The organism is Planococcus sp. TJ-307 (genome assembly GCF_058268435.1).
The window spans coordinates 705,007-730,186 of the sequence record NZ_JBZDOJ010000002.1; the positions used below are offsets into that span (position 1 = coordinate 705,007).

General features: G+C 43.0%; 31 protein-coding genes and 1 riboswitch. Of the genes, 5 read left to right on the forward strand and 26 right to left on the reverse strand.

Annotation, left to right across the window (positions count from 1 at the left end):
• Window positions 1-134: 134 nt before the first annotated feature.
• A riboswitch (glycine riboswitch) is annotated at window positions 135-226 on the reverse strand.
• 142 nt (window positions 227-368) lie between these two features.
• The 8 genes from AC4EHK_RS09845 to comGA are packed head-to-tail and all read right to left on the reverse strand — an operon-like array spanning window position 369 to window position 4,594.
• Window positions 369-881, reverse strand: coding sequence for a shikimate kinase (locus AC4EHK_RS09845; RefSeq protein ID WP_490978618.1), 513 nt, complete (start codon window positions 879-881; stop codon window positions 369-371).
• Between the two features lie 26 nt (window positions 882-907).
• A complete protein-coding gene (locus AC4EHK_RS09850) occupies window positions 908-1,108 on the reverse strand; it encodes a hypothetical protein (protein ID WP_490978619.1) in 201 nt (66 codons plus the stop codon).
• Window positions 1,089-1,523 carry a competence type IV pilus minor pilin ComGF gene (gene comGF, locus AC4EHK_RS09855; protein WP_490978620.1) on the reverse strand — a complete coding sequence of 145 codons (435 nt, stop codon included), beginning with the start codon at window positions 1,521-1,523 and terminating at the stop codon, window positions 1,089-1,091. Before comGF ends, AC4EHK_RS09850 begins: the two co-directional genes overlap by 20 nt.
• Window positions 1,511-1,792: a hypothetical protein gene (locus AC4EHK_RS09860; RefSeq protein ID WP_490978621.1), complete on the reverse strand. Its 282-nt coding sequence runs from the start codon at window positions 1,790-1,792 to the stop codon at window positions 1,511-1,513. The genes comGF and AC4EHK_RS09860 overlap by 13 nt, the downstream gene beginning before the upstream one ends.
• A 7-nt stretch (window positions 1,793-1,799) precedes the next feature.
• On the reverse strand, window positions 1,800-2,243 hold the full coding sequence (gene comGD, locus AC4EHK_RS09865) for a competence type IV pilus minor pilin ComGD (protein WP_490978956.1): 444 nt from the start codon (window positions 2,241-2,243) through the stop codon (window positions 1,800-1,802).
• A complete protein-coding gene (gene comGC / locus AC4EHK_RS09870; RefSeq protein ID WP_490978622.1) occupies window positions 2,225-2,542 on the reverse strand; it encodes a competence type IV pilus major pilin ComGC in 318 nt (105 codons plus the stop codon). Before comGC ends, comGD begins: the two co-directional genes overlap by 19 nt.
• 11 nt (window positions 2,543-2,553) lie before the next feature.
• On the reverse strand, window positions 2,554-3,597 hold the full coding sequence (gene comGB, locus AC4EHK_RS09875) for a competence type IV pilus assembly protein ComGB (protein WP_490978623.1): 1,044 nt from the start codon (window positions 3,595-3,597) through the stop codon (window positions 2,554-2,556).
• Window positions 3,551-4,594 carry a competence type IV pilus ATPase ComGA gene (gene comGA / locus AC4EHK_RS09880; protein WP_490978624.1) on the reverse strand — a complete coding sequence of 348 codons (1,044 nt, stop codon included), beginning with the start codon at window positions 4,592-4,594 and terminating at the stop codon, window positions 3,551-3,553. Before comGA ends, comGB begins: the two co-directional genes overlap by 47 nt.
• Before the next feature lie 294 nt (window positions 4,595-4,888).
• Here comGA and AC4EHK_RS09885 point away from each other — a divergent pair, with 294 nt between their 5' ends.
• Window positions 4,889-5,131, forward strand: a complete 243-nt coding sequence (locus tag AC4EHK_RS09885) for a DUF2626 domain-containing protein (RefSeq protein WP_490978625.1) — start codon at window positions 4,889-4,891, stop codon at window positions 5,129-5,131.
• 72 nt (window positions 5,132-5,203) lie between these two features.
• On the opposite strand, the gene AC4EHK_RS09890 is transcribed toward AC4EHK_RS09885, so the two are convergent.
• Complete coding sequence (locus AC4EHK_RS09890) at window positions 5,204-5,842, reverse strand: MBL fold metallo-hydrolase (protein ID WP_490978626.1); 639 nt, start codon at window positions 5,840-5,842, stop codon at window positions 5,204-5,206.
• Window positions 5,843-5,994: 152 nt separating this feature from the next.
• Between AC4EHK_RS09890 and AC4EHK_RS09895 the strand changes: the two genes are divergently transcribed.
• A complete protein-coding gene (locus tag AC4EHK_RS09895) occupies window positions 5,995-6,177 on the forward strand; it encodes a DUF2759 domain-containing protein (protein ID WP_490978627.1) in 183 nt (60 codons plus the stop codon).
• Between the two features lie 81 nt (window positions 6,178-6,258).
• Here the strand turns inward: AC4EHK_RS09895 and AC4EHK_RS09900 are convergent, their stop codons facing one another.
• From AC4EHK_RS09900 to AC4EHK_RS09960, 13 genes are all read right to left on the reverse strand, one after another.
• Window positions 6,259-8,163, reverse strand: coding sequence for an LTA synthase family protein (locus AC4EHK_RS09900; protein ID WP_490978628.1), 1,905 nt, complete (start codon window positions 8,161-8,163; stop codon window positions 6,259-6,261).
• 228 nt (window positions 8,164-8,391) lie between these two features.
• Window positions 8,392-8,589, reverse strand: a complete 198-nt coding sequence (locus AC4EHK_RS09905; RefSeq protein ID WP_490978629.1) for a YqgQ family protein — start codon at window positions 8,587-8,589, stop codon at window positions 8,392-8,394.
• The gene (locus AC4EHK_RS09910) at window positions 8,586-9,161 is read right to left on the reverse strand and encodes a 5-formyltetrahydrofolate cyclo-ligase (RefSeq protein WP_490978630.1); all 576 of its coding nucleotides are present in this window, start codon (window positions 9,159-9,161) and stop codon (window positions 8,586-8,588) included. Before AC4EHK_RS09910 ends, AC4EHK_RS09905 begins: the two co-directional genes overlap by 4 nt.
• A gap of 64 nt (window positions 9,162-9,225) precedes the next feature.
• Window positions 9,226-9,375, reverse strand: coding sequence for a 50S ribosomal protein L33 (rpmG, locus tag AC4EHK_RS09915; RefSeq protein WP_006830468.1), 150 nt, complete (start codon window positions 9,373-9,375; stop codon window positions 9,226-9,228).
• Window positions 9,376-9,590: 215 nt separating this feature from the next.
• Complete coding sequence (phoU, locus tag AC4EHK_RS09920; protein ID WP_490978631.1) at window positions 9,591-10,250, reverse strand: phosphate signaling complex protein PhoU; 660 nt, start codon at window positions 10,248-10,250, stop codon at window positions 9,591-9,593.
• 20 nt (window positions 10,251-10,270) lie between these two features.
• Complete coding sequence (gene pstB, locus AC4EHK_RS09925; protein WP_490978632.1) at window positions 10,271-11,083, reverse strand: phosphate ABC transporter ATP-binding protein PstB; 813 nt, start codon at window positions 11,081-11,083, stop codon at window positions 10,271-10,273.
• 29 nt (window positions 11,084-11,112) lie between these two features.
• Window positions 11,113-11,991: a phosphate ABC transporter permease PstA gene (pstA, locus tag AC4EHK_RS09930; protein WP_490978633.1), complete on the reverse strand. Its 879-nt coding sequence runs from the start codon at window positions 11,989-11,991 to the stop codon at window positions 11,113-11,115.
• A 1-nt stretch (window position 11,992) separates the two neighbouring features.
• Complete coding sequence (gene pstC, locus AC4EHK_RS09935; RefSeq protein WP_490978634.1) at window positions 11,993-12,919, reverse strand: phosphate ABC transporter permease subunit PstC; 927 nt, start codon at window positions 12,917-12,919, stop codon at window positions 11,993-11,995.
• A gap of 75 nt (window positions 12,920-12,994) precedes the next feature.
• The gene (locus tag AC4EHK_RS09940) at window positions 12,995-13,963 is read right to left on the reverse strand and encodes a PstS family phosphate ABC transporter substrate-binding protein (RefSeq protein ID WP_490978635.1); all 969 of its coding nucleotides are present in this window, start codon (window positions 13,961-13,963) and stop codon (window positions 12,995-12,997) included.
• A 173-nt stretch (window positions 13,964-14,136) separates the two neighbouring features.
• Entirely contained in the window at window positions 14,137-16,314 is a 2,178-nt protein-coding gene (locus tag AC4EHK_RS09945; protein WP_490978636.1) for a peptidoglycan D,D-transpeptidase FtsI family protein, read from the reverse strand.
• Window positions 16,315-16,427: 113 nt separating this feature from the next.
• A complete protein-coding gene (locus tag AC4EHK_RS09950; protein ID WP_490978637.1) occupies window positions 16,428-17,036 on the reverse strand; it encodes a superoxide dismutase in 609 nt (202 codons plus the stop codon).
• A gap of 154 nt (window positions 17,037-17,190) precedes the next feature.
• Window positions 17,191-17,670, reverse strand: coding sequence for a DUF456 domain-containing protein (locus AC4EHK_RS09955; RefSeq protein WP_490978638.1), 480 nt, complete (start codon window positions 17,668-17,670; stop codon window positions 17,191-17,193).
• Window positions 17,671-17,798: 128 nt separating this feature from the next.
• The gene (locus AC4EHK_RS09960; RefSeq protein WP_490978639.1) at window positions 17,799-19,430 is read right to left on the reverse strand and encodes a Na/Pi cotransporter family protein; all 1,632 of its coding nucleotides are present in this window, start codon (window positions 19,428-19,430) and stop codon (window positions 17,799-17,801) included.
• Window positions 19,431-19,598: 168 nt separating this feature from the next.
• On the opposite strand from AC4EHK_RS09960, the gene AC4EHK_RS09965 reads away from it, so the two are divergent.
• The 3 genes from AC4EHK_RS09965 (at window position 19,599) to AC4EHK_RS09975 (ending at window position 22,024) form a co-directional block, all read left to right on the forward strand.
• Window positions 19,599-20,117: a DUF1189 family protein gene (locus AC4EHK_RS09965; RefSeq protein WP_490978640.1), complete on the forward strand. Its 519-nt coding sequence runs from the start codon at window positions 19,599-19,601 to the stop codon at window positions 20,115-20,117.
• A gap of 181 nt (window positions 20,118-20,298) precedes the next feature.
• Window positions 20,299-21,420, forward strand: a complete 1,122-nt coding sequence (gene ispG / locus AC4EHK_RS09970; protein WP_142827814.1) for a flavodoxin-dependent (E)-4-hydroxy-3-methylbut-2-enyl-diphosphate synthase — start codon at window positions 20,299-20,301, stop codon at window positions 21,418-21,420.
• A 13-nt stretch (window positions 21,421-21,433) separates the two neighbouring features.
• Window positions 21,434-22,024 carry a hypothetical protein gene (locus tag AC4EHK_RS09975; protein WP_490978641.1) on the forward strand — a complete coding sequence of 197 codons (591 nt, stop codon included), beginning with the start codon at window positions 21,434-21,436 and terminating at the stop codon, window positions 22,022-22,024.
• A 33-nt stretch (window positions 22,025-22,057) separates the two neighbouring features.
• Here AC4EHK_RS09975 and AC4EHK_RS09980 read toward each other — a convergent pair whose 3' ends face one another.
• From AC4EHK_RS09980 to AC4EHK_RS09995, 4 genes are all read right to left on the reverse strand, one after another.
• Window positions 22,058-22,468, reverse strand: a complete 411-nt coding sequence (locus AC4EHK_RS09980; protein ID WP_490978642.1) for a Fur family transcriptional regulator — start codon at window positions 22,466-22,468, stop codon at window positions 22,058-22,060.
• A complete protein-coding gene (locus tag AC4EHK_RS09985; protein WP_490978643.1) occupies window positions 22,465-23,319 on the reverse strand; it encodes a metal ABC transporter permease in 855 nt (284 codons plus the stop codon). Before AC4EHK_RS09985 ends, AC4EHK_RS09980 begins: the two co-directional genes overlap by 4 nt.
• Window positions 23,316-24,083 carry a metal ABC transporter ATP-binding protein gene (locus tag AC4EHK_RS09990; RefSeq protein ID WP_490978644.1) on the reverse strand — a complete coding sequence of 256 codons (768 nt, stop codon included), beginning with the start codon at window positions 24,081-24,083 and terminating at the stop codon, window positions 23,316-23,318. Before AC4EHK_RS09990 ends, AC4EHK_RS09985 begins: the two co-directional genes overlap by 4 nt.
• Before the next feature lie 191 nt (window positions 24,084-24,274).
• Entirely contained in the window at window positions 24,275-25,174 is a 900-nt protein-coding gene (locus tag AC4EHK_RS09995; RefSeq protein WP_490978645.1) for a deoxyribonuclease IV, read from the reverse strand.
• Between the last annotated feature and the right edge of the window lie 6 nt (window positions 25,175-25,180).

Consider the following 25,180-nt stretch of genomic DNA (forward strand, 5'->3'; position numbering starts at 1 on the left):
GCCAGCACAATGTACTGAGACACGAAAAAAGGACAGAGATTTCCCTTAAAAGGGAAATCTCTGTCCTGGAACCTGAAAGTTTACCATAATGGCTTTCCTCTTTGGTAGCTGCCATGCAGCATTCTCCAGAGATGCGTCCTATACGAGTCTTTTTGCCTGAGAGATTCATGACTTTTGTCATTTGCTCCTTCGGCGACGCATTTGCGTTCTCTCCCCGTACAATCATCCGCCCAAATCAAAAATGATTGGTCCAAACCGTTATACAGAATAGTATAACTTTGAATATATCCTAACATTGTTCAAGAGGAAGCGCAATCTTTTTTCTTTAAAAGGACAAAAGACGAACAAAATGATTAATTAAAATCATTTCATTCGCCTTTTAGTCGATTCACTTGAAAAGCTGCATATTGGGTAATTTGCCGCAATGTCCGAAATTCCGTACGGATGGTAATATGTGCAGTTTGTTTATAGTCCCGGTAGCGGGATTTGTGCAGCGCTTCAATTTCCTCACGACTGGATTTGCGGACGATTGGCCGATTCGGATCACGGTGAATCCGTCGCCAGATTTCACGGAAAGGTGCATCCAAAAACAGTACCAGTCCCGTGTTCCTCATGATCCGCTGGTTTGCTTTTCGCATGGTAACACCGCCACCAGTTGAAATAATGCAGTGATCGTTTTTAAAATTTTGCAAAAACTGTGTTTCCAAGTCCCGAAAATATGCTTCGCCATGCTGCTCGAAAATTTCAGGAATCGTTTTCCCTGTCTGCCGGACAATCTCTTTGTCCATGTCATAGAAGGGTAGTTTTAGCAGAAAGCTCAACCTTCTGCCGACTGCGCTTTTGCCGCAGCCCATGAATCCAATCAAATATATTCTGTTCATCCTACCCACCCGATACTTACCCCTACTCAGGTATTTTTTTTTTGCTCAATATCCTTCAGTAGTTGTATCGTAGCATGTCTGTGCATATTTTCCAAACCATCATATGTTTTATATTGGATTGCATAATGCGCCAGCATGTGAGAGAACAGCATTAAAGCGGACAAGAAAAAGACGATCGCAACAGGATAAATTGCACCTTTTTCATTCTTAAGGCTGCGTAAAAGCATATTCTGCCTCTTCCAAACTGCCGGTAGTGAATTCAGTACGGACCCTCAGCGTATTGCCAACGAGTGAAAAGCTACATAACTTTACCCGAGTCAACATCACCTCATGGCCTCTACTGCCTTTTTGTTTGCGAATCATATCCGTATACAGTTCAATATCGTATTCCACTCCCATCTGAACAACGCGGATTCCAGTGCCTCCATTTATGATTTCAAGCGAGTCGCTATTGGTCAAATAGCTTTGCAAGTCCACAGTAAACAGTTGCCATTCCGCTTTTTGTGGATCCAAGTCTTCTGTAAAGCTTGCAGCAAAACCGAAAAACAATATAATCAGCGGCAACAGCGTCATCAACACCAGCAAATCGAAGATGGCTGTCAAAAACGAAAAACCTTTTTCATCGCGGACTAATTGGCGCATACCCGCACACGGTCTCCTTGGTAGTCTGCATATTCAACACATAATTGATCGGCCAATTGCCAATTGTAGACAGTGCCATTAACTGTACGATGCCCACTGGCAGTTTCTGTTGAACTGATTTGACGTGCGGCTTCGTGCAAGGTTTCATAAGCACTGACGCGCTCTTTCTTTGCATGAAGGCTTTGCTGCACACTGAGCATGACCGGCAGCAGACTGCCGAAAATGACGAAGACCATGAACAGGCTTACCATTGTTTCCGCCCAAGACACTCCTCTCTCATTCAGAAAACACCACCCTACCTCCCCCTAAATGGACGACCAATGTTTTTTCTCCACTGCTGGTCGCAAAACGGAACGTACCAGACTCAACGACCGAGCCGTTTGAATTGAAATACACCTCGTTTAAGTTGCTGGTTTTTTTCAGTGACACCGTTTTCGGAAGTTCACGTGACAATACCACAGATTGCAAATCAGTAAAAACTTCATAAGTACCTTTGGTTTCCCGAAAAACAACTTTTGCGGTTTTCTGTAAAGAATAGCTTTGGCTTTGTGCAAAATAGATATCTTGCTTGAGAAGTTCGAAAAAACGCTGTTCTTCTTTTGCGCTGGCAAAGGTCTGGTAACTCGGGATTGCTATAGCGATGATGGTCATCAGCACAACGAGTACCAACAGCATTTCTAGCAGCGTAAACCCCCACTCTTTTACGACGATTTTGTGGATGTTACTACTCCATCAACCGAAATATTCACCACATCGCCATTTGGACATTCTGTTTCTCCAGTTTTCAGATACCCTTCGGTCACTAAGTCAGCCAAGGTTGGCACAGCTTTCAAATCCATCCGATAAGATTCAACTTGGCCTTGTACCATGTGTACAAATGCTTTACAGCCTTTTTCATCAACAGCTGATGACTGTTTCGTGACATTCGGAATGGCAATGGCAATCAGTACGGTGATAATAAGCATAACAATCAACATTTCAATCAATGTAAATCCTTTTTGACTTTTTAAAAAGCGCATCGTTTTCCTCCTCAAATGGTATGGACTAAGTTATACATCGGCAGCAAAATGGCGAGATATGCACCGACGATGCAAACGGCGATCATAATAAAAAAACTAGGTTGAATGATCCTCAGCAATTGCTGAGTCTGCTGTTCAATTCGCTCCATCAGCACTTCGCTGTAAAGAATCAATTCTTTCCCGAGATATCCGGTCACTTCTCCGTGATGGACAAAAGCCGGCATGTCCCTCGAAACAAATGAAAAACGTTCGAGAGATGCAGAAAATGATTGGCCCAGCATCAATTCTTCATGAGACTGACTAGTCATGAACTGAATCACTTTGTGATAATTTTGGCGCTGCAACAGATCGAGCGACTCCTGCATGGATATTCCACTATGCAGCAAGGTGCCGAGTTCACGTGCCAACAAATGCGACCAGTACAGCTTCATAAAGCCGCGCAGAACCGGAACGGCCAGCAGCCAATTGATTTGCTGCTGAATCGCCTGTTTTTTCAGCAAAATCCTGAAAACATATGCCGATACCGCAAAAAGGATAAAAAATGCGATAAAGAAGTCTGGCAGACTGAGTAAATAAGCCGGAATCCCACTGCCTTCTTCGCCAGGCTGAAGCGTCTCCATCATTTCTGTTAAGCTCGGCACATAGCTGGTGCGGAAAAACAAAAAAAGAATAGAAGTGAAAATCAACAAGGATACAGGATAGATCAAAATATTTTTCAGCTTTTTCTGAACTTGTTCGGTCCGTGCAAAACTTTTAGCAATGCTGTCAATCGATTCCGGCAGCCGCCCATGATATTCCGCAATTTCCACTGGAAACAGCACATGGTCTTTAAATCCTAAATACTTCAGAATTTCAGCAGCATTTCCGCCGCTCTTTAAAATGACCGTGATGCCGTTCGTTGCTTCTTTCAACCTGGAAGTATGCATAGGCAGCAATAAATTTAAGGCAACTGGCAGCAGATACCCTTCTTTCATCAAAACGGCCAGACGCGTCAAAAATTGTTCACGGTCACGAAGATGGATGTTGGCTGAGCGCATAGGAAGCTTGAATCGCACCAATCTTCACTCCTTCCCGGACCTGTCCGGAAAATGACAGCTCTTCTGGCAGCGTATAAGGTTTTTTCAAACTTGCCGACTGAAGAGCACCTTCCAGTCGTTCGCCGTCAAGAATTTCAAAGAGCGCACGATAACAGGATTCAGACTGGCTGATATCAGAAAACATCGGAATGATCCGCTGGGCTGAAACCGCAATAAGTGTTTGCGACATATCTTCAAAGGAAACGCCTAAATCGTGCAGCCGGTGCAAGCAGCCGACAGAATGCCTGGCATGGATCGTTGAAAAAACCAGATGCCCGGTCAAGGCTGCCCGCACAGCAATTTGGGCGGTTTCCGAATCTCGGATTTCTCCGATCATAATAATATCCGGATCGTGCCGGAGAATCGCTTTTAATCCACTGGCGTAACTGAGTCCTGCTTTTTCATTAACTTGAATTTGCAGAATCGACTGGTTTTTCCGTTCAACAGGATCTTCGAGGGTGATAATATTGCGATTCAGTTTTTCAGCACAATGTTTCAGCAGCGAATAAAGTGTCGTTGATTTGCCGCAGCCTGTGGGTCCTGTTAAAAGAATAAGGCCCTGAGAGGCTTCAGATAGTTTCTCTAACAGCCGGGCTGAGTCACGAAAAGCAGCCAGCTGGTGCAAGGACTCTGCGGTATTGTCCGGCATAATTCGAATAACAATGCTTTCCTTTGTTAACACCGACGGCAACGTCGAGATTCGAAAGTAATGAGGTCGTTCGTTGATGGGAAGCTGGAATGAACCGGTTTGGGGTTTTCTCTTTTCACTCATATCTAAAAGGGATAGGTATTTGAAGTAGGCGATCATGCGATCACCCAGATCCAAGGGGAGTTGGGTTACTTGCCGCAAGTTTTGAAACGAGCGGTACGAAACGGTGTAGCAAGATGGTTCGGGTTTGATGTGGATGTCTGTCGTGCCATTTTTTGCCGCGTCGTGCAGAAGGTCAACACAGCGGCGCTCAATAATCGATTGCATATCCACCTCCTGTTTTGCTGTAAACAGAGGCTGCATCTCTGTTCACACATAGTATAACCGGCTCTTTTTCAGAAAGGAATATTTTTTGCCAAAATAAAATTTTGAAACGCCTATAGCTGCCAAATTCTATTTTTGATAAGCTTTTACTTTATCCGTGACTCGGGATTTTTGCATCAACAAATAACCGTACACCTGTTTGTCACAAAGAAAGATGAACTCGCTGTTTACACATTCACTCTATTTCCTATATAATAAATAAGAGATTATTGTGTTGTGGCAAAGGAGGGATTACCCATGAATAATATGTTCAAGTTAATGGGATGGTGGACTGGTATATTTGCAGTTCTCTTTTATGTAGGCGATATGGTTGAAGTATCATTATTAATGGTCGCTAACACCGGATTTTTTGTTCTTCTTGGATTCTTAAATGTTTCTGAACGCATGTATATGTATATTTTTGGCGCCTATCTGACAGTGTTCTTCGTAGGCTTCACTTATTACACTACATTTATCCACGTTCCTGGTGCGGGACACTAATCAATACAAATAAAAAACAAAAGGTGCATGGGATTTTTCCCGTGCGCCTTTTGTTTTCGGTTCTACCCATTTTTAAAATCCGTTAAGGAACGGATTGCTGTTTTTCTCTTGCTCAGGGGTCGTTTCTGGACCATGTCCCGGGTAAAGAATCATATGTTCAGGAAGCGTCAGCAGCGAGTCGTGGATGGACTGCAACAGCTTCTTCTCAGAACCGTCAATCAGGTCTGTACGGCCAATGCTGCCGCGGAACAGTGTATCCCCAACAATTGCGAAGCCTTCGTTGCCAAATGAAAAACTGATACTCCCCGGAGAATGTCCTGGCGTGTGCAAAATGTCCATCTGGAAAGAGCCGATCTTCAAACTCTTTTCATCCGTTAACAACACGTCCGCATCTCTAACCCGGTAATCCGGCAAATCTGCATACTTTCCTGAGCCGTTCAAATTCGGCTTGCTTAGCCAATCTTTCTCCAAGTGGTGCAGATAAACGGGAATCGAATAGCGTTCCCGGACATCGTCTACTGCGCCAATGTGGTCAAAATGAGCATGTGTTAAAAGAATCGCGATTGGCTTTAAGTTTTTCTTTTTCAGCAGCGCATGGATTTTGCTGCTTTCTTCCCCCGGATCGAAAATTAAGCACTCTTTTTGATCGTCCGAAATAATGTAACAGTTGGTCTGGACAGGTCCCAGCTCCAGTTGATCGATTTTCAGCATCCTATTCACCTCCATACGATTATATCATGCCGCGCTTTTCAGGACTGTCAACAGACTGACACTTTTTGTCCTCGACAAAAGTGAGGAATTTCTTTACAATATAAAGAGAACAAAGCGGCACTGGCTGTTTAAGTTGAAGGGAGTGTCATTCGATGAGTTGGATGTTAATGGTTATTTTTGGACTTACTGCAGTTCTTGCGGCAATCGGCACTGTTCAAACGCTAAAGAATAAAGAAGTCCTCGGCTTTCTTTTTAACTTTGGAACGTTTGTAATTTTCGGCGCCTTCACTGTTGCAACTATTATTACACACGGTTATCCACCGGGCTTACATTAATTCGGAAAAAGCTGATGCAGTTAATTGCATCAGCTTTTTTTATGCCATAAAAAAAGAGAGGGCGCTCTGTGCGCGCTCTCCTCATTGTTCTAATTCGGCTTCAGGAATCGTCGTCAATTGGCCATCTTCTTCATTGTAAAAGCGCAGCAAGTCACCATTGATGATCGACTCGGAATATTCAAGCTCCGTAAACGCCTGCTCAATATAAGGTGCGCACAACTCTTCCTCCGTCGGTTCGCCGGTTTCTTTGTCATAACAGACATTTCCTGCGTAAACCACTTCATCAGTTACAAAACGCCCATCGCGAAAAGCAACAAATTCCTCATGCTCCTCTGAGAATAAATCGCCGCCAAAGCCAATGTCTTTTGACGTATCGATGCCCATCAAGTTCATAATGGTCGGACGCATATCAATTTGTCCACCGACTTCATCGTTGACGTGCCCTTCGCCATAGCCAGGAATGTGGACAAAGAACGGAACTTTCTGCAGTTCAGCAGAGGTAAAGTCAGTTACTTCTTCACCCAAATACTGTGACATGGCTTCGTTATGGTTTTCTGAAATTCCGTAATGGTCACCGTACATGACGATAATTGAATTTTCATACAGTCCTCTTGCTTTTAACTCGTCAAAAAAGACTTCAAGTGATTCATCCAAATAGCGCGATGTTTGGAAATACCGGTTCAAGGTTCCTGAAGTTGAATCGAATTCAGGAATCGATTTGTCTTCTTCATCCAGTGTGAATGGATGATGATTGGTCAGCGTCAGCAAACGGCTGTAAAAAGGCTGCTCCATTTCCGTCATATGGTCCACAGATTGCTCCAGAAACGGAATATCCTTCATCCCCCAGTTGACTGTTTCGCCTTCACCGATTTCAAAACTTTCGATATCATAAAATTCGTCAATATTCATTGACTCGTACATGATGTCACGATTCCAGAAGCTCTTTGTATTGGCATGCTGAACGTTTGTCGTGTAGCCACTGTTGCCAAGGCTTTCTGCCATCGAATTATAAGTATTCCCGCTATGCGTAAAGAATACCGCTCCACCGCTCAAAGGATAAAGAGAATTTTCAAGGAGGAACTCTGAATCCGATGTTTTGCCTAATCCGGTTTGGTGATAGAAATTTTCAAAATAGATGGTGTCTTCGTCTTCAGTCAAGGAGTTCAGGAATGGCGTAATCGTTTGCCCATTCATTTCGCCATTGATTGTAAAACTTTGCAGCGATTCCAACGTGACGACAATCAAGTTGCGGCCTTCTGCGATTCCCTTCATATCTTCTGAAGGTTCAATCTGATTGGCACGAACGTAGTTATTGGCTTCAACCAATTCCGAACCATCAGCCAATGCACGCTGTGCTTGTGATTTAGATTGAATATAAACATCGTAGAGATGATAATTGTACATCCCCAAGTTTTTCACCAGCATTTCACGGTCAAAGCTTCGCGTCAAAAGCTGCGGCCGTTCTGCTTCTGCCAGCCCCAAGTTAAAGAACAAGACGGCGAGTGCCAGAATATAGTAAGCCTTGCGTTGTACCGAGGAAGAAACAGCGGCGACCGATTTTACCTTGATAAATTTGATCGCCAGTAAAATAATCACTACGTCTGAAAAATACAGCAAATCTGTCCAGAAAATACTGGCTGCTGCACTTGATCCCAAATCACCGAAATTCTCAGTTTGGAAAAGGACCGGCAAAGTAATAAAATCACTGAAAAAGCGATAAAATGCTACATTTCCATATAGCACAATTGATGTGACGACTGCCACTCCAATTAAATAGCGATTTTTTGCTTTCTCGCTCTTGAGAAACAGCGAAATCCCATAAATGAATAGCAGCATACTCAACGGGTTAATGAACAAAATAAATTCCTGCAGGAAGTTGTCAATCGTGATTGAAAAACTGGTTTTGTAAACAATATATGTTTTCAGCCATGTGGCAATGATGGCAATTGCCAAAATCGTATGTGTTGGCCATTCTTTTTTCAGCATATCCGGCCCCCTCCTTATTCACTAATCTAATTTATTCTATAATATTTTATGTTAACAGTAAGTTCGTTACAAGCACTACTTCCCTGTTTTAAAAGAAAAAGCCTGTGCCATTATTCTTTTGTACCGAGGCACGCCAGAACAAACTAGTATAAAAGTATTTTATTCGTATACAAAGTGTTTACCCTCATTTTTGACGAACAAAAACAAAATAAGTTTCGCTAACCTAATTTATTTTTTATCATATTCTGATTTTTTTTGGCGGAGAATAAGCAGTGCTGTTGCGTATTCTTTGGGAGAAATAAATTGCAGCCGATACAGTTCTTTTACTTCGTCTTCCATCAAATCCAAGTCTGCTTTGTAATCAGCCGTGTATATAACTGTGCCATAGCGCTTCAGCAATTGCATCACATCGTATAATGTTTTCATTTGCCCACCGCCTCTGTTTTAATAAAACCATATTCTGTATAAATGCCTTGGACAGGCAAGTCATGTGCTTCTACTGGAACTTCTTTTACAATCTGGCATTCAAAAACCAAGGATCTTGTAATGCCTTTGTAGTTTGCCAAAAAGCGATCGTAATAGCCTCCGCCAAAGCCAATTCGATAGCCTTGCTTGGAAAATACCACACCCGGCACAATCAACAAATCGATGGCGCTTGGTTGTATGTACAGCGTTTCGGAAACAATGGGTTCTTGCAGTTTCATATATACGACTTCCAACTGGTCCACGCTGTCGATCAACCGAAAATCCATGCCCCGAGTTGCAGGATCACATTTTGGTACAGCGACTTTCTTTCCTGCTGCCCAACACGCCTCAACCAATCCAAACGTATCTACTTCCGGGAACGCAGACAGGGTGATCCCAATAGTATCCGCTTTCAAAAAAACTGGATCTTCCATTAGCAACTCAACGATTCTGTCGGACTTGGTTCTGTATTCTTCTAAAGTCATCTTGTTGAGCAAACTGAGTATTCGCTTACGCTGCATTATTTTATCCATATTAGCACCTGCTCCTTTGCAAAGAAAAAAGCCAAAACCTCAGGAGGTTTTGGCAATCAAGGAATTACTTCGTTTCACGGTGTACTGTCATTTTCTTTTCACGTGAGCAATATTTTTTCATTTCAAGACGCTCAGGGTTGTTGCGCTTATTTTTAACAGTGCTGTAGTTACGTTCGCTACATTCTGTACAAGCTAAAGTGATGTTAACACGCATCGGTATCCCTCCTAATTCTTTCAAAGATCGTTTGTAAATAAGCGTGATCTATACGACTTAATTATTATAGCATATTCTGTCATAAAGTCTACTGTAAAAATCCAATTAATTGAACCTTTCTTAATTTAAAAAAATGCCAAGAGTTTTCACTCCCGGCATTTCTCATTCACTCTAAAAGCGGGAGAAATGCAAATCCTGCAAATAGAGATTCTTGCTTACTTATTTAAGTCGTAATGCTGGCCGCGCACCAAGTAAAACAATTGTTCCGCGATATTGGTCGCATGATCTGCAGAACGCTCCATATAGCGGCTAATAAACGCCAATTGCGTAATCTGGCTGAGACGGTCTGGATTTTCTCCGCCTGCAAACATCAGCTTGCGGATTACATCGCCATACAATTCGTCCACTTGGTCATCCAGCTCGGCAATTTCTTTGGCTTTAACTACATCTTCTTCAACAAATGCATCAATAACTTGACTAAGCATGGCAACCGCCAGCTTTTGCATCTGTTGAATTTGCATGATCTGCGGCAACAACTCCTGGTTGCCGATGCGGATAGTTTCCTTAGCGATATTAACCGCATAGTCGCCTACACGTTCCATATCCGATGCCACTTTAATGGTGACAATCAGGCGCCGTAAATCCGTGGCAACCGGAGACTGCTTAGCGATCAATAAAATCACTCGGTCGTTAAGGAATTCTTCCAGCTGATTGATGTCTTTATCGTCTTCAATGACTTCAAGCGCTTCATCCACATCCTGATTCACTAGAGCTTCCATTGATTTATTCAAGGCAGTGACTGCCATTGTGCTTAATTCAATTAATTGTTCTTGCACAGAATTTAGTTCGATTTCAAATTTCTCGCGTACAGACAAAAGTTCCGCCTCCTTTTCCCTTAACCGAATCGGCCAGAAATGTAATCTTCCGTCCGTTTGTCGGAAGGGTTTGAAAAAATGGTATCGGTATGGTCAAACTCCACCACTTCTCCATTCAAGAAGAACGCGGTTTTATCTGAAATCCGTGCTGCTTGTTGCATGTTGTGCGTAACGATGATAATGCTGTAATCTTTTTTCAGTTCCTGGACCAATTCTTCCACTTTTAATGTTGAAATAGGATCCAATGCCGATGTCGGTTCATCCATTAAGATGACGTCCGGCTCGATCGCCAGTGCGCGCGCGATACAAATACGCTGCTGCTGTCCGCCGGAAATGCTGTAGGCATTTTCGTTAAGTCGATCTTTTACTTCATCCCAAATAGCTGCTCCACGCAAACTTTTCTCTACAATTTCATCAAGAATTTTCTTGTTTTTGATGCCGTGAATACGCGGGCCATATGCTACGTTGTCATAAATGGATTTCGGGAACGGATTTGGCTTTTGGAAAACCATGCCGACACGCGTACGAAGTTCTTCCACTCCGTAATCCTGATCAAAGATATTGCGTCCACGGTAAAGAATCTCTCCAGATGTCTTAACGGAAGTGACCAATTCAACCATGCGATTTAATGTTTTGATGTAGGTTGATTTACCACATCCGGATGGTCCGATAATCGCAGTAACTTCGTTTTCCATAATTTCCAGATCAATATTTTTCAAGGCATGGTTGCTGCCATACCAGAGGTTAAGCTGCTTGGTCTCATAAACCGCTTTTTTTGCTGTTTGGTCTGGCGTTGTGCCAGACTCGGATTTATTTGTAATAATAGTTGTCATTTGTAGAACCCCTTCCACATAATTTGCGTTTAGTAGCGTTTATCGAACTTGTTGCGGATGATAACCGCAATCGAATTCATGAACAGCAAAACTGCCATCAAAACGATAATTCCGGCTGCGGCCACAGCTTGGAACTCTTGCTGCGGACGGCTTGACCAATCGTAGATTTGCATTGGCAAAGCAGTGAATGTATCCATAACGCCTGCTGGCAAAAACTGAATGATGACGGGTACACCAATAACGATCAATGGTGCTGTTTCCCCGATAGCACGTGACAGAGCCAAAATGCTTCCCGTCAAGATTCCTGGAATCGCTGCCGGCAATATGATGTTGACAATGGTTTGCCATTTAGTGGCACCCATCCCGTAAGAAGCATCGCGAAGTTCACCTGGAACTGCACGAATCGCTTCCTGTGCGGCAACGATAATAACTGGCAAGATCAACAAGCTCATTGTAAATCCTGCTGCTAAAATACTGTTGCCTAATGCCATCGCACGAACGAAAATGGTTAATCCAAGCAATCCGAATACAACAGATGGAACGCCCGCTAAGTTCGAGATGTTCATGCGAATAAAGTTAGTGATGCGATTTTGTTTTGCGTATTCTTCCAAATAAATTGCTGATCCGACACCCAGGATGATCGATGTTGGCGCGACGACCATCATCAGCCAAAGCGAACCAACTAGGGCCGCTTTAATGCCTGCCTGGTCCGGGAAACGTGAAGCAAAGCTATTTAGGAATTCAAAAGATAAATTTCCTGCTCCTTGCGATACAATCCGGAAAAGTAAAACGACCAATGCCAATAGAGCCAGTAAAGTAGCAGCAAGAAAGATGTATTTGAAAATGGCGTTGGCAATCAACCTGCCATTCATCCGTTTAACCACTGTTTGTTGTTCAATATATCTCATATTAGTATTCCTCCCTGAAACGTTTGGATACGTAGCCGGCAAGGATGTTCATAGCCATGGTAAAGAGGAAAAGCGTAAATCCTACCGCGTATATGGAGTAGTAAATTGTTGTGCCATATCCAGCATCCCCTTTTGATACCTGAACAATATAAGCTGTCATTGTCTGAATTGAACCGGTAAAATCTCCGTCGAACCTTGGCGTTGATCCTGCAGCAAGTGATACGATCATAGTTTCACCAATTGCTCTTGATACCGCCAAAACGACTGATGCTACAATTCCTGAAAGTGCAGCAGGTATCGTAATTTTCCAAGCCACTTCAAACTTAGTCGACCCCATTGCCAAAGCACCTTCACGAATGCTTTTTGGCACAGAAGACATGGCGTCTTCAGATAACGAAGCAATCATCGGAATGATCATGATACCAACAACAATACCAGGAGAAATTGCATTGAAAATTTTAATATCCGGATAAATTGCTTGAAGAACCGGCGTAACAAACGTTAAAGCAAAGAACCCATAAACAATTGTTGGTACACCTGCCAATATTTCAAGAATTGGCTTTATAACACGCCGAACATTCTCGCTTGCATATTCACTCAAGTAAATTGCAGCTGAAATACCGATTGGAACAGCTACGACGACTGCAATTGCCGTTATTTTCAGCGTACCAATGATTAATGGCCAAATACCAAACTGAGCTTCATTAGTAGAGAATGGCAACCAAGTGGTTCCTGTAATAAAGTCAAAGAACGGTACACGTGTAAAGAATGTGATAGTTTCAAATATTAATGTTAAAACAATCCCGATAGATGTCAAAACCGAAACAGAAGCAATCAAAAATAGAATAATTGGAATAATTTTTTCGATTATTTTTTTGTTCTTCTTGCCCTTCGACTGCGCGATCATTTCCTGCACAGATTGCCGCATATAGAATCCCCTTTCAACCGCAAAAGGTGAGCAGTGGCTGCTCACCCTTAGACTGGACTAAACTGTTCGTTATTTTTATTCTTTTAACGCTTCAAGATCTGCTAAACCAGCATCATAATCTTCTTCATTCAAAGCTACATAGCCCACTGCTTCTGCCATTTCACCTGAATTTTCAATTGTGTATTGCATGAAATCATATACTGCTTCATTTTCAGCAATTGATGAGTTTTTGCCATAAACGAACAGTGGACGTGATAATGGTGCATACTCGCCAGACTCGATTGTTTCATCATTTGGCTCAATTCCATCGATTGATACCAATTTCAACGTATCCTGGTTAGCAATATAGTAAGCATAACCGAAGAATCCGATTGCGTTAGCATCTCCCTGAAGTCCTTGAACTAACGTGTTGTCATCTTCTGAAAGTGTAGCTGAGCTGACAATGTCTTCATCTTCTAGAATGACTTCGTTAAAGTAATCATAAGTACCTGAAGCTGTTCCTGGTGCGTAGAAGACAATTTCTTCTTCCGGCCATTCTGGATCGATGTCAGACCACATTTTCGTCGTGCCATCTTCTACCCAAAGCTGCTTCAATTGATCAACTGTCAGGTTGTCAACAAAGTCATTTTCCTGATTGACGACAACTGACAAACCGTCATAAGCCAAAAGGAATTCTGTATATTCGATTCCTGCTTCTTCAAGTGCTGCAATTTCTTCTTCCTCTATAGGACGAGAAGCATTTGAGAAATCAGTTTCACCAGCTACAAATTTTTCGAAGCCTCCGCCTGTACCGGAAACACCTACTGTAACTTGAACATCTGGCTGAGCTCCAGCATATTCTTCAACGATTCCTTCAAGAATTGGTGCTACGGTAGAAGATCCATCACCAATTACAGAACCTTCAACTGCTGCTGCTTCATCTCCAGCAGTGCCTGAACCTGTTTCTTCTGATTCAGTACCGGTGTCATCTGTGCCGCCACATGCACCAAGAATTAAAGCCGAACCAAGAATTGTAGACGCCATTGCAAATTTCCAATTTCTCATTACGTTATTTCCCCCTAGAATTTATGTTTGTTTTGTTTACATTCCCTACTATAAACGGTATTTGTTGAGGACATATAAAGGCAATGTTAAGAAATTGTAAACGGATTTTTCTTGCATACAAAAAGCCCCAGAACAAGGTTCTCATGCTGAGAACTTTGTTTTGGGGCCAGGGTTTACTCGCCTTCGACTACAACAGAGTCGCTATATGGCTCTTTTATTAAGTTGGAAGCTGAGTCTGCTTCTTTATTTTTCAATTCAAAGTATTTATCAGCTGCTGCACGGGCAATCTCGTTATTGGCTCGTGGAACATTCTCTGGATCCGTTGTGACATACGGAATCACCACAGCATATGCGATTTCCGGATTGTCATAAGGGGCGTAGCCAACATGTGCGATGTTAATGGCGTATTGGCCATTCATTTCATGGTCTTTTTCAAAGAAATACACTTCGGCAGTACCGGTCTTCCCGGCAGCTGTGTATGGGGCATCGCTGAATTGCGCACGTGCGGATCCAGAACTTCCGATATACACATTGCGCATCCCAGTCTGAACTTGATCAATTTCTTCTTGTGTATTGTTAATGCGATTCAGAATCTTCGGCTCTACAATCGTTTCAATCGGTCCAAGCGATTCTCCGTCTCTGGAAGCAGCACGAATTTCCTTGACTACATGTGGCTCCATGCGGTATCCATCGTTGGCAATCGTAGAAATATACTGCGCTAGTTGAAGCGGTGTATACGTGTCAAACTGGCCGATAGCCAAATCGAGCAACATGGAACCCGGAACGGTGCCGCCCAGATAGCCTGTCGCCTCATTGGGCAAATCGATGCCCGTTTGAACGCCAAGGCCAAATTGCGCAAATGAATTTCGCATCACATCAAAGCTTTCTGGCGCTACATACAAGCCCCGATTGTACTGATATTCTGCACCTGCAATTTTCATCGCAATTTTAAACATATAAACGTTGGAAGATCGCTCAATTGCCATCGTATCGGACATTGGAATTCGGTTGAATAATTGCGTATTGAAAATTGAATTTTTTTGCGCAGTACCGGCAAATTTTAAGGGCTCGTCTATTTGAACTTCATTCAACTCGACGGCATCCTCAGCGTAGCCAGTCAACAAGGTTGCACCTTTAACAGTAGAGCCCATTTCGTGAGACGCTGTAAATGTGCCGAATGCATAATCGTTGATCACTCTCTTGCCGTCTTCATCTTCACCAAGCCGTTTTCCTACCATAGAAAGAACTTCTCCAGTTTGCGGATCCATCATGACTAGGTAAGCATCTTTTACTAATCTCGAACTTGGGCCAGCTTTTAACTCCAGCAACTTATTTTCAACAATTTTTTCCAGCTCGCTCTGCAATTCGCTGTCAATAGAAAGAACCAGATCTTTTCCAGCTTCTCCTTCGTCTACAGGAAGCGTTTCAATAACACTTCCTCTGCCGTCTGTAATATTTTTGACGACTGATTTTTGGCCTTGCAGCACTTCTTCATATTGCTGTTCCAAGAAACTCGTGCCAACACGATCATTGCGTGAATAATCCCGTGCTAAATAGTAATCAAGCCTGTTCGCCGGGATTCCCGTTTCCGGGGTTGTGGTGCTTCCCAGTATCGTCAAATCGCTCGATTTGACCCGTTTCCAATCGGTTACCGTATTAACGCCTTTCAGATTGGGATCCGTTAACCGCTCTGAAACACGTGCAAACTCTTCATCTGTCACGCCATCATTCTTAATCATCTGAGGGGCTAAGGCATAACCGGATGTCATTTCACGGTAGATCGCCAAAATTTCCAGATCTTCCCCACTTAAACTGGCCAATTCTTCATCGGTAATCTTGTCTCGAACCAATGCATCCAGCTTTCGCTGCTTTTCCGTCTCAGTTATATCTTCTGCAGCGATTGCAGCTTTTTCTTCATCTGTCACTTTTTCGCTGGCACTTTCACCATTTAATTGTATATAAAAATCCTGTTTGTCCCTGAGCGTCACTTTATCAGTGTCTTTTTCGATCAAACTGGCCAATTCTGTAGCCACTTTCAACATTTCTTCTCTTTTGGTCGTTTGCATTGCGGTATACGTAATGGCATTTACCGGCGTGTTGTCGACCTGAATCCGTCCTTCACTGTCAAAAATGCGCCCTCTCGGCACGCTAGTGTTGACAGGAACTTCTTCCGTTCTTGCTATCGCACGCGCATAGTCTTCACCCTTAACAATTTGGAGAAAACCTAAACGCAAAATCAGAACAGAGAATAAGAGGAAAATCGTGAAAAAGAGGATATTCATCCGAAAGACAGTGTTAGACTGCAGTTTCACTCGCGCAAGCGAAACACGTCTTTTTTGAGGTGGTTTCATGGGGGATTTGCTCCTTTCGCAAAAAAATATCCACTTATCAGTATATCATCACATATAAAAAACACACACTTTTTCAGACGAAAAAGTGTGTGTAAAGTTTCAATTATTGACAATTATTTTGCGTTTTCGTAGCGGCTTGAAACTTCTTCCCAGTTTACAACGTTCCAGAAAGCATTGATGTAATCTGGACGTTTGTTTTGGTATTTCAAGTAGTATGCATGCTCCCATACATCAAGTCCAAGTAATGGTGTTTTGCCTTCCATTAATGGAGAGTCTTGGTTAGGAGTTGATGTGATTTCTAGTTCTCCGTTTGAAAGAACTAGCCAAGCCCAGCCTGAACCAAAACGAGTTTTGCCGGCAGCCGCGAATTTTTCTTTAAATTCGTCATAGCTTCCAAACTTGCTGTTGATTGCTTCACCTAAAGCGCCTGTCGGGTTTCCGCCGCCGCTTGGAGATAAAAGCTTCCAGAATAATGAGTGGTTAGCATGTCCGCCGCCGTTGTTGCGTACTGCAGTGCGGGCAGCTTCAGGAACTGCGTCCAAATTAGAAATCAATTCTTCGATTGATTTTGAAGACAAATCATCGTGGCCTTCTAATGCCGCGTTTACGTTTGTGATATACGTATTGTGGTGTTTAGTGTGGTGAATGTTCATCGTTTCTTTGTCGATGTGTGGTTCAAGTGCGTCATACGCGTAAGGTAATTCTGGTAATTCATATGCCATGATTAAATTCCTCCTTGAGTCTATTGGTCTACCTTCATAGCCTATCAAAATTTTCAGACCTACACAAACATAATGCACGGTAATTCCAGTTATTCAGACCTTTGACTGATTTATCCTGATTTAACAGCACGTGGAACTCTGCAATTGAGGAGGTCTAAATCGTGAAGAAGAATATGGCAACCATGACTGTTTGAATAATGCCTTTCGTGAAGACAGAAGTGATAAACCCGACCACCGAACCGATCCCGGACATAAACGACTTTTTCAAAGACGATTTATTCACTAAAATCTCTGCAATGATCGCGCCAAGAAAAGGCCCAATTAAAATACCGATAATTGGAATTACAAAGGGGCCAATGATCAACCCAATTGTACTGCCCCACAAACCCGCTCTCGAACCACCAAATTTTTTCACACCGAATGCATTGGCAACGGCATCCGCGCCAAACAGCAAAATGACGAATAGGCTTTGAATAGCCCAGAACCACCAAGGCAAATCACTAAAGCTAAAAAACAAGCCGTACATGATAAAACCGCCAAAGACAAATAAAACCGCAGGAATAATGGGGTAAACCAAGCCGACAAAACCGATTACGAAAAAAAGCAGGATAACAATCCAACCGATCACTTCCATTTGTATCCCCCCTAATAAAAAAAAGCTCTCTTCTATCGTGCCTTACATTTTTTAAAATGTAAAGCTAGATAGACGAGAGTCTTTTGGGTTTCGTTCAGCCTTTCGATCCCTTTAGTTAAACGGTGCAGTTATGCACGGTTACCTAAGATGGCTTCAGCAATATTTACTGAGTGATCTCCAACTCGTTCTAAGTTGCTGACGATATCAACGAACACAATTCCTGCTTGTGCTGTACATGCCCCTTCATTTAGGCGCAAAATATGCTTTTTGCGGAATTTGCGTTCCATTTTGTCGATCAGGTCTTCCTGTTCAGCTACTTCACGAGCTAGCTCGTGGCTGGTCGTATTCAATGCACTTAGTGCTTTTTCAACCGTAGCAATTGTCAATGTAAACATTTCGGTTAAGTCTTCCATTGCTTCTGCTGTGATTTTCACTTTGTTGTTTTCTTGGTAATCAACCAATTCAATGATATTTTCAAAATGGTCGCCGATCCGTTCAATATCACGAACGGTTTCCATCAACATTGTGTGGCGCGTAGAATCTGCTGCTGAAATGGATTCAGCTGAAATCAACACCAGATAATCTGTGATCTTGCTGTCCAGATTATTGATGGCGTCTTCCAACTGGTAACCCATTTCCGCATGTTTTTTGCTCTTCGTCATTAAATACGAATACGTTTCTTGCAAACCTTGGACAGAATAAGTACCCATGCGCAAAATTTCTTCTTTAGCCTGGCCAAGCGCAATTGAAGGAGATTGTTCAATAAAGTGGATATCCAAATGCTTCGGTTTAAATTCAACCAGTACTTCCTCACCAGGAATGGCTTTCGTAACCAAGTAAGCCCAAGCACCAATCAATGGGAATTGAATAAGTGTATTCGCTACATTAAAGGATCCGTGTGCAAAGGCAATCTGCATCATCGGTTCTAACGATAACACCCTTGCGATCCATTCTACATAAGCAGTAAACGGAACCAGTAAAATCAAGAAAATGACTGACCCTACAATATTGAATAGCACGTGCACTGCCGCAGCCCGGCGAGCCGCAATGGAAGTTCCCAATGCTGCAAGCACTGCAGTGATGGTCGTTCCGATATTATCACCAAACAGTATCGGAAGTGACGCTGCAAGCGTCAAGATTTCTTCGTCGTATAGCCCCTGCAAGATCGCTATCGTCCCACTGGAACTTTGAACGATTAATGTAAAGACTGTACCGACAACAACTCCGAGAATCGGAAATTCACTCAAGCTGATTGTCAAATCGATAAACGCCGGCAATTCACGCAGCGGCTTCATGCCTCCGCTCATTAATTCCATTCCGTAGAAAAGTCCGCCAAAACCAAAAATGACTTGGCCGATGTTTTGGATTTGATTTTTCTTAATGAAGAAAATCATTCCGGCACCGACAGCCATGATCGGCAAAGCGTAAGCTCCTACATCTAGCCCGATGATAAAGGCAGTTACTGTAGTACCGATGTTCGCACCCATAATGACACCAATCGCCTGTCTCAATGTCATAAATCCAGCACTTACCAACCCAACGACGATTACGGTAGTTCCTGAACTTGATTGAATCAAGATGGTTACAATAATCCCGACCAATACACCCATAAACGGATTGGTTGTAAAACGATCCAAGATGTCGCGAAGTTTATCGCCCGCAGCCTTCTGCAAAGCGTCACCCATAAACTTAATAGAGAATAGGAAAATCCCTAATCCACCGAAAAAGGAAAAGAGGATTTCTTGCCAGTTCATTTCCACGATACATATTCAACTCCTAAATTTTCTTATTCACACCTAACCTATTATGAAGAGTTTACTAAGAATTTGTAAACACCTTTATTTAAAATTTACATTCCCGTAACAAAGCGCCATTTTTTTTGCCTCTTCGCGTGGTACGATTATTGTATAGAAGAAAGGAAGAGAATCGTGAATATTTTTCAATTATTCAAAGCGAGTTTAATGGAACCTAAAAAACAAGCTGCCGTCCGTATTATGCAGATCGGCAAAATCATGCAGTATATCTTCCTCTTTATCGCACTCTTGACCCTTGTTTCTTTTATCGAATGGATTTTTGGTTTTGACACTGCCACTGGAAGCATCGAAGGTCTTATTGAATTTGTGGATGAAATTGAATGGCTGCTGTATCCTTTCGCGCTGGTATTCCTTTTTGTTTCCACTACGCTTTATCATTTCATTAAGATCAGTTTGTTTGCATTGATTGCCCTCCTCCTTTTGAATGCAAGAAAGCGTCGGGGGGAATATCGCCATTTATGGAGAACGACTGCACTCAGTGTAACCGTTCCGACATTACTGGCATTTGCTTTGAGCTTTTCTAATTTGGGCTTATGGGTTTCATTGGCTACCAGTATGTTAACAATTGTTTATTTGTACTTGGCTATCGGCTATTACCCTAAAAAGCCGCCGATGCAAAAGAAACAATTGTAAAGTTAATTTAATGTAAAGAACGCGAGGAATCAGCCGTCTTTCTTGTCTTTTGGAGCGCTGGACTGCTAAAATGGCTATAGGTAATAGAATAGAGGCAATAATTTTCGGAATTTCCGGCGATTGTTAGCTGCACACAGATGAGCCGCAAAAATTGGCCATCATTAAAAAGGAGAGATTTTTCATGAGCGAAATGACACACCGTTCAAACACACGCCCCGTAAAAGTCGGAGATTTGACGATCGGCGGCAGTAATGAATTGTTTATACAAAGTATGGCAACAACCAAAACCCACGATGTGGAAGCAACGGTTGCAGAAATCTTGCGCCTGGAAGAAGCAGGCTGCCAAATTGTTCGTGTAGCGTGCCCTGACGAACGCGCTGCTTATGCCATTGGAGCCATCAAAGAGCGCATCAACATTCCGTTGGTAGTCGACATTCACTTTGATTATAAATTGGCGTTGATTGCCATTGAACAAGGTGCAGACAAAATCCGCATCAATCCCGGCAACATTGGACGCCGTGAAAAAGTCGAAGCTGTCGTAAATGCTGCTAAAGCAAAAGGCATTCCGATCCGTATTGGTGTAAACGCGGGTTCACTGGAACGTAAAATCCTCGAGAAATATGGCTACCCAACAGCTGAAGGCATGGTTGAAAGTGCCCTTCATCACATTAAAATTTTAGAAGACCTGGATTTCCACGATATTATTGTATCGCTGAAAGCATCAGACGTCAGCCTGGCTGTCGAAGCATATGAACTGGCTTCTAAAGCGTTTGACTACCCATTGCACCTCGGCATCACGGAATCCGGCACCCTCTTCTCGGGTACCGTTAAAAGTGCAGCTGGCCTTGGCGCATTATTCGCAAAAGGCATTGGCAACACGCTTCGTGTATCGCTGAGTGCTGATCCAGTTGAAGAAGTGAAAGTAGCTCGTGAAATGCTGAAAATCTTCGGCCTTTCTTCCAATGCTGCAACTTTGATTTCATGCCCGACATGCGGACGCATCGAAATTGACTTGATCACCATCGCCAACGAAGTGGAAGAATACATTTCCCACATCAAAGCACCGTTAAAAGTGGCCGTATTGGGCTGCGCAGTAAACGGACCTGGTGAAGCACGTGAAGCAGATATCGGCATCGCGGGTGCCCGTGGAGAAGGATTGCTGTTTATGAAAGGCAAAACCGTCCGCAAAGTTCCTGAAGCGACAATGGTTGACGAGTTAAAAGTCGAAATCGATAAATTAGCAGAAGAATACTTTGCTAAACAAGCTGCAGAAAAGAAAGAACTGGAACAACAACAAGCATAAGGTTGTGAGCTGAGTGAGATACCGTTTTGGAATAGACATTGATGGAACAGTGACATCTCCAACATCGCTGATTCCTCACATAAATGAAAAGTTCAAAAGTGAACTGACATTGGACGATATTAAAGAATACGATTTGACCGCCGCCCTTCCCCATTTGGCACAAGGCGAATTTTATTCTTGGTTCCGGGATGCTGAGCACCATATTTATGCTTCTTCCCCGGTTTCCGAAAATGCCAAGACGATTTTGAATGACTGGAAAGACGAGTACGAGTTGTACTATATTTCTGCCAGAGGCGATAATGTTCGTGACATCACCGTCGACTGGTTTGCGGAACATGCCATCGCTTACGACCATATTGAATTGATCGGTTCACACAAAAAAATCGAAACAGCCAAGCGCCACAATGTCCATTTATTTTTTGAGGACAAACATGACAACGCTGTGGAGATCGCTGAAGAACTGGACATACCCGTCATTCTGTTCGATACGCCTTACAACCGGCAGCCAATTCCTACGAAAGTTATTCGCGTTTACGACTGGTTGGAAGCAAATGAATGGGTCAAAAAAGAGTTTCGTACACAAGAAACATTGAGCAGCAAATAATAAAAGCGAGAGTGGGATTTTCCACTCTCGCTTTTATTTGCATGCGGGGCATTTTCCGTATATTTCAAACTTGTGGTTGGCAATTTCATAAGCCGGCAATGCCGCTCCCAACATATCCATCGGACAAACCGGAATTTCTTTTATTTTGCCGCAGTCCATACAAATAAAATGATGGTGATGATGATCACTTTCGCATTGCATCCGGAAATGGCGCTCTCCTGATAGTTCAGTTTCCTCCAGTATGCCCAGTGAGACAAATGTTGCCAAGTTTCGGTAGACCGTGTCGTAGCTCATGCTTGGATAGTCTTTCTGCATCACATCCAATAAGTCTCTTGCAGTCAAATAGCGCTCATCGTTGGAAAACAACTCTAAAATCTGATTGCGTTTTGACGTTTCTTTATAACCATTGTCTTTCAGGATGTTCCATGCATTGGTTAAATTCATGCGATCGCTCCTTTTTTTAGTGAAACCATGATCTTTTTATAGGCCAGGACTATGAGTAATAACAAAATGGATGTAACCACAATGGTGCCGCCCGGTGCTAAATCAAAGTAAAATGCGGTAACAAGGCCCGTTATGACAGAAACTTCACCGAAAATAATCGATAAAATAATCGTTTGCTTAAAGCTTTTCGTTACTCGCATAGCCGTTGCAACTGGAATGGTCATCAGCGAGGATACTAACAGAATACCAACAATGCGCATTGAACCCGCAATGACTAATGCCGTAACAATCATAAACATAAAATGAATCCACTTTGCAGGCAAGCCAGAAGCCCGTGCATACTCATCATCAAACGATAACACAAATAATTCTTTGAAGAAAAAATAGATAAATGCCAATACTACAACTGCAATTCCTGCCACAATCAGTAAATCTTGCCTGCTGACTGCTGACACCGAGCCGAATAAATAGCCAAACAAGTCATTGGAAAAGCCTTGTGCCAAGGAAATAAAAATGGCCCCAAAACCAATTCCAGCTGACAAAATAATCGGAATCGCCAATTCTTCGTAATGTTTGTACAGGCTTCTCAATCGTTCAATCAGCACCGAACCGGCAACCGAAGCTGCAATGCCAAGAAACAATGGATTTAATAAAGCTAATGACGCGACACTTTGGCTCAAATACAAGCTTCCAGCGATGCCGGCAAGCGTCACATGGCTTAAAGCATCCGCAATCAGTGACAGCCTGCGGACAACGATAAACACACCGAGAAGCGGAGCGATGACCCCAATGATCAATCCAGCCGCAAAGGCGTTTTGTAGAAATTCGTAAGATAAAATAGCTTCAATCATGCATGGCTTCCTCCGATATGGTGAATTTTCCGGACCGAATGGCCGTACCACGCTTCGCGCTGTTCGTCGCTCATCGTGTGAAGCTGCTCTTTAAATCCATGGAAATGAATGGTCTGGTTCAAACAGGCAACGTGTGTAATCCGGTCAGTCACGGTATCGACATCATGCGTCACCAGCACCAGCGTGATATTTTTGTCGCGATTCAGCGATGCCAGCATGTCATAAAATGCTTGGACATTTTGATGATCGACTCCTACAGTCGGCTCATCCAGTATTAATATTTTCGGTTTTGCCACCAGCGCACGAGCGATGAAAATCCGCTGCTGTTGACCTCCCGACAGTTCACTGACACTGCGGCCCATAAAGTCCTGCATGCCAACTGCCTTCAGCGCTTCTGCCACTTCTTGATGAGTGGATTTTGGCAACCGGTGGAACAAACCTGTTTTCTTTGCCAATCCTCCTGCTACCACTTCTTCTACCGTTGCAGGAAATCCTGAATTGAAAGAATTGGATTTTTGGGATACATAGCCGATCCATTCGCGGTTTTTGAAATTTTTCGCATCCACACCAAAAAGTTCGATTTTCCCTTTGCTCGGCTTGATGAGTCCCAGCATGATTTTCAGCAAAGTGGATTTTCCCGAACCGTTCGGGCCAAGCACTGCCAAAAAGTCCCCTTCTTCCACTTTCATGGAAATGTTCTCGAGTGCTTTTGTTTGTTCATATTCAAAGCTAATGTCTTTAATGTCAATTAATGGCGCGACCATTGTGCCGCCTCTTTTCTAATAATAATGATTACGATTTACCTTAAGAAAGTATAGTAGACTTCGCCAGTAATGTAAATAGATTGGGCTTAAATACCTTTCCGTTTCCACTAATCTTTTTCAGTTTGCCGTAAATGAAAACTAAAAAGCTGAAGACAGTCCCGTAAATGGGGTGCGTCTCCAGCTTTAACTTCTCAATCCTGTAGTGGCGATTTTAGTTCTTCGATGGCGCCTGGGGAAAAGATGCCCGCTTTGAACATTTCAATTTCGAATGCGTAAGGCGGCTTTTTGTTTTTGGCATCCAGACCGACATAAGGCGTCTCAAGAATTTTCGGTACATGCAGCAAATCAGGGTGATGAACAATGCCGTTTAAGGCTTCAAAGCCAATTTCACCAAAGCCGATGTTTTCGTGACGGTCTTTGCCCGCTCCGCGAATATTTTTGCTGTCATTGATGTGCAGCACTTGAAGGCGATCGATGCCGACAATGCGATCGAACTCTTCGAGCACTCCATTAAAATCTTCTTTGATGTTGTAGCCTGCGTCATGTGTATGACATGTATCAAAACACACAGACATGCGCTCGTTATGGGTAACGCCATTGATGATCGCAGCGATTTCTTCAAAACTGCGGCCACATTCTGTCCCTTTGCCAGCCATCGTCTCAAGTGCAATATTAACGGGATAATCCTGTGTCAATACTTCATTTAAGCCTTCAATGATTTTAGCTATGCCGGCTTCTGCCCCAGCTCCAACATGAGCACCCGGGTGCAAAACGATTTGTTTTGCTCCAAGCGCTGCTGTCCGCTCAATTTCTTTTTGAAGAAATTCAACGCCATGCGCGAAGGTCTCAGGTTTTTGAGTATTGCCCAAATTGATGATGTAGGGTGCATGAACCACGATATTTGTTAAGTTATTGGCAGCCATATGGGCAAGCCCTGCGTCAATGTTCAACTCTTCAAGTGGCTTGCGGCGCGTATTTTGAGGGGCACCGGTATAGATCATGAATGTCGACGCTCCGTAAGAAGCGGCTTCTTCACTTGCTGCTAGCAGCATTCCTTTGCCGCTCATTGATACGTGAGATCCTAATAGCATGAAACT

Excerpts from the sequence above, each read along its gene's own strand:
- AC4EHK_RS09885 (WP_490978625.1), top strand. The coding sequence starts at position 4,889 with ATGAATAATATGTTCAAGTTAATGGGATGGTGGACTGGTATATTTGCA.
- comGA (WP_490978624.1), bottom strand. The coding sequence starts at position 4,594 with ATGCAATCGATTATTGAGCGCCGCTGTGTTGACCTTCTGCACGACGCG.
- pstC (WP_490978634.1), bottom strand. The coding sequence starts at position 12,919 with ATGCGGCAATCTGTGCAGGAAATGATCGCGCAGTCGAAGGGCAAGAAG.
- AC4EHK_RS09845 (WP_490978618.1), bottom strand. The coding sequence starts at position 881 with ATGAACAGAATATATTTGATTGGATTCATGGGCTGCGGCAAAAGCGCA.
- rpmG (WP_006830468.1), bottom strand. The coding sequence starts at position 9,375 with ATGCGTGTTAACATCACTTTAGCTTGTACAGAATGTAGCGAACGTAAC.
- AC4EHK_RS09950 (WP_490978637.1), bottom strand. The coding sequence starts at position 17,036 with ATGGCATATGAATTACCAGAATTACCTTACGCGTATGACGCACTTGAA.
- ispG (WP_142827814.1), top strand. The coding sequence starts at position 20,299 with ATGAGCGAAATGACACACCGTTCAAACACACGCCCCGTAAAAGTCGGA.
- pstA (WP_490978633.1), bottom strand. The coding sequence starts at position 11,991 with ATGAGATATATTGAACAACAAACAGTGGTTAAACGGATGAATGGCAGG.
- AC4EHK_RS09990 (WP_490978644.1), bottom strand. The coding sequence starts at position 24,083 with ATGGTCGCGCCATTAATTGACATTAAAGACATTAGCTTTGAATATGAA.
- AC4EHK_RS09905 (WP_490978629.1), bottom strand. The coding sequence starts at position 8,589 with ATGAAAACATTATACGATGTGATGCAATTGCTGAAGCGCTATGGCACA.
- AC4EHK_RS09980 (WP_490978642.1), bottom strand. The coding sequence starts at position 22,468 with ATGAATTTAACCAATGCATGGAACATCCTGAAAGACAATGGTTATAAA.
- AC4EHK_RS09895 (WP_490978627.1), top strand. The coding sequence starts at position 5,995 with ATGAGTTGGATGTTAATGGTTATTTTTGGACTTACTGCAGTTCTTGCG.
- AC4EHK_RS09995 (WP_490978645.1), bottom strand. The coding sequence starts at position 25,174 with ATGCTATTAGGATCTCACGTATCAATGAGCGGCAAAGGAATGCTGCTA.
- comGF (WP_490978620.1), bottom strand. The coding sequence starts at position 1,523 with ATGCGCCAATTAGTCCGCGATGAAAAAGGTTTTTCGTTTTTGACAGCC.
- AC4EHK_RS09985 (WP_490978643.1), bottom strand. The coding sequence starts at position 23,319 with ATGATTGAAGCTATTTTATCTTACGAATTTCTACAAAACGCCTTTGCG.
- AC4EHK_RS09940 (WP_490978635.1), bottom strand. The coding sequence starts at position 13,963 with ATGAGAAATTGGAAATTTGCAATGGCGTCTACAATTCTTGGTTCGGCT.
- AC4EHK_RS09955 (WP_490978638.1), bottom strand. The coding sequence starts at position 17,670 with ATGGAAGTGATCGGTTGGATTGTTATCCTGCTTTTTTTCGTAATCGGT.
- AC4EHK_RS09900 (WP_490978628.1), bottom strand. The coding sequence starts at position 8,163 with ATGCTGAAAAAAGAATGGCCAACACATACGATTTTGGCAATTGCCATC.
- AC4EHK_RS09910 (WP_490978630.1), bottom strand. The coding sequence starts at position 9,161 with ATGGATAAAATAATGCAGCGTAAGCGAATACTCAGTTTGCTCAACAAG.
- pstB (WP_490978632.1), bottom strand. The coding sequence starts at position 11,083 with ATGACAACTATTATTACAAATAAATCCGAGTCTGGCACAACGCCAGAC.
- AC4EHK_RS09945 (WP_490978636.1), bottom strand. The coding sequence starts at position 16,314 with ATGAAACCACCTCAAAAAAGACGTGTTTCGCTTGCGCGAGTGAAACTG.
- AC4EHK_RS09890 (WP_490978626.1), bottom strand. The coding sequence starts at position 5,842 with ATGCTGAAAATCGATCAACTGGAGCTGGGACCTGTCCAGACCAACTGT.
- comGC (WP_490978622.1), bottom strand. The coding sequence starts at position 2,542 with ATGCGCTTTTTAAAAAGTCAAAAAGGATTTACATTGATTGAAATGTTG.
- AC4EHK_RS09850 (WP_490978619.1), bottom strand. The coding sequence starts at position 1,108 with ATGCTTTTACGCAGCCTTAAGAATGAAAAAGGTGCAATTTATCCTGTT.